This window comes from Mycobacterium sp. (genome assembly GCF_019243155.1).
Lineage (GTDB): Bacteria > Actinomycetota > Actinomycetes > Mycobacteriales > Mycobacteriaceae > Mycobacterium.
Genome location: NZ_JAFAUS010000112.1, coordinates 1 through 2,622 on the forward strand (window position 1 = coordinate 1; position 2,622 = coordinate 2,622).

The window sequence follows — 2,622 nt, forward strand, 5'->3', positions numbered from 1 at the left end:
TGCTGCGACGGGCCGAACACCTCGTTGGCGGGGCCGAGCTGGGACGGGTGGATCAAAGTCTTTCCGTCGAAACCCATTTCGCGGCCCTGACGCGCCTCGGCCCGAAAGCCGTCTTCATCGCCGATGGCGTTGAAGACACCGTCAAGGACGGCCTTTCCCGCGGCCCGGGCCCCCAGCACGGCCAACGACAGCGCGGGCACCACCGGCGCGCGGCCGGGCACATGCAGTCCGTGTAGATCGTTCACCAGATCGTTGGTGCCGATCACCATCGCGACCAGTCGATCACTGGCCGAAGCGATCTCTTCGGCCCGCAGAAAAGACCGCGGCGTTTCCATCATCACCCACAGTCGCAGCGACTCTGGCGCGCCGAGCTTGTCGAGCGCCGCGACGAGTCCTTGGACCTGTTCGCCCTTTTCGACCTTCGGCACGAGCACGCCGTCGGCGGTCGAACCGGCCACGGCCGCCAGATCGTCGTCGTGCCAGTCGGTGCCCAGACCGTTGATGCGCACCACGATCTCGCGCGACCCATAACCGCCTGACGAGACGGCGTCGCACACCCTCGTCCTCGAGTCGGCTTTGGCGTCCGGGCCGACGGCATCCTCGAGATCGAAAATGAGGACATCCGCGGGCAGCGTTTTGCCCTTCTCCAGTGCCCGGTCCTTATTGCCGGGCAGGTAGAGGGCGGAGCGGCGCGGCCGCGGTGTCGGTGCCATGGAGTCATGTTCTCGTAGACCCTTTTCCGCTGTGCAGGGCGGGTCCACACCGGGCGCACAGCGGCGGAAAGTACTCTTCGGTCACGCGGCCCCGACCCCGTCGGCCGGTGGACACCTGAGGGAGGAAACGTGGCATCACTTGGTTCAGCGCGTACCGAGGGCGACAGCTGGGATCTGGCTTCCAGCGTGGGGGCGACCGCGACGATGGTGGCGGCGTCTCGGGCGCTGGCCTCTCGCGAGCCGGATCCATTGCTCGACGACCGATTCGCCGAGCCGTTGGTGCGCGCGGTCGGGCACCCGTTCTTCACCCGCATGCTGGACGGCCAGATTCCGCTCGACAGCGACGATTCGCCGATGACCATGCAGCAGCGGCGCGAACAGATGACGGTGCGGACCAGGTTCTTCGACGATTTCCTGACGACCGCGACCGCCGGTGGCGTCCGCCAGGCCGTCATCTTGGCCGCCGGACTTGACGCGCGGGCCTACCGGCTGGCCTGGCCGGCGGGCATGGTGGTCTTCGAGGTCGACCAGCCGGAGGTCATCGCCTTCAAGACCGAGACGCTGGCCGGGATCGGCGCCGAACCCACCGCCGAGCGCCGCACCGTCAGCGTCGACCTGCGCAACGACTGGCCGGCAGCCTTGCGCGACAAGGGTTTTGACGCCGCCGCGCCGACCGCGTGGATCGCCGAAGGTCTGCTGCCCTACTTGCCGCCGGAAGCCCAGGACCGGCTGCTGGACCACATCACGGCGCTCAGCGCCCCGGGCAGCCGGCTGGCCACGGAGAACATCACCGATATGAGTGTGTTCTCCGACGAGCGGGCCCGGGCAATGCGCGAAACGTGGCGAAAGCACGGACTGAACATCGACGTCGCCGAACTGGTCTGGCAGGGTGTCCGCCGCGCAGCCGGCGAGCACTTGGCCTCGACCGGCTGGAACGTCACCAGCTACCCCACCGAACAGCTATACGCCGAATACGGCTTCGTGCTCCCTGACAACGAAATGCTCAGGGAGTTCCGCCACGCCATCACCTATCTCAGTGCCGAGCTGCGTTGAGCTAGCGCTTTTCGCGCCATCCCCGCTCGAAGGGCAGCCGCCACGCGTTGGGTGCGATCAATTGATGGATGGCGTTGGGGCCCCAGGTGCCGGGGCTGTACGACTTGGACGGCGGCGGGTCGTCCAGCAGGTCTTGCGAACGCTCCCATAAGGATTCGATGCCCTCCGCGGTGGTGAACAGCGTGTGGTCACCACGCATCGCGTCGAGGATGAGCCGTTCATAGGCCTCCAGCACGTCGGCAACGGAGTCGATCTCCTGCGAGGAGAACTGCATGGACATCTTGTCCAGCTTCATTCCGGGGCCGGGCCGCTTGCCGTAGAAGGACAGTGACACCTTCGAGTTGTCCGCCAGATCGAACGTCAGGTGATCCGGGCCCTGGGTGCCCACACCCGATCCCGGCGGGAACATGGTCCGCGGAGCCTCCCGGAAGGCGATCGAGATGATGCGGATGCCCTCGGCCATCTTCTTGCCGGTGCGCAAATAGATCGGTACGCCGGCCCAGCGCCAGTTGTCGATGCCGACTTTCAGCGCGATGAACGTCTCGGTGTCGGAATCCTTCGCAACACCGTTTTCTGTGCGGTAGCCGCTGTACTGGCCGCGCACCACGTCCGAGGTCATGACCGGCAGCATCGACCGGAACACTTTGTTCTTCTCTTCGCTGATGGCGTAGGGCTCGAGGGCCGTCGGCGGCTCCATCACCACGAACGCCATGACCTGGAACAGGTGGGTCACGACCATGTCCTTGTATGCGCCCGTGCTCTCGTAGAAGTTCGCGCGCTGATCCAGGCCCAGGGCCTCGGGGATGTCGATCTGGATGTGGTCGATGAAGTTGCGGTTCCAGATCGGCTCGAACAG

General features: G+C 66.0%; 2 protein-coding genes and 1 pseudogene. 1 reads left to right on the forward strand and 2 read right to left on the reverse strand.

Annotation, left to right across the window (positions count from 1 at the left end; genetic code table 11):
- Positions 1-713: CoA ester lyase (locus tag JOZ00_RS05655; RefSeq protein WP_293340921.1), on the reverse strand; the 713-nt coding region annotated here is incomplete at its 3' end.
- Positions 714-842: 129 nt separating this feature from the next.
- On the opposite strand from JOZ00_RS05655, the gene JOZ00_RS05660 reads away from it, so the two are divergent.
- The gene (locus JOZ00_RS05660; protein ID WP_293340924.1) at positions 843-1,766 is read left to right on the forward strand and encodes a class I SAM-dependent methyltransferase; all 924 of its coding nucleotides are present in this window, start codon (positions 843-845) and stop codon (positions 1,764-1,766) included.
- Position 1,767: 1 nt separating this feature from the next.
- Here the strand turns inward: JOZ00_RS05660 and JOZ00_RS05665 are convergent.
- Positions 1,768-2,622 (reverse strand): annotated as a pseudogene (locus JOZ00_RS05665) (glucose-6-phosphate dehydrogenase); the annotation flags it as partial.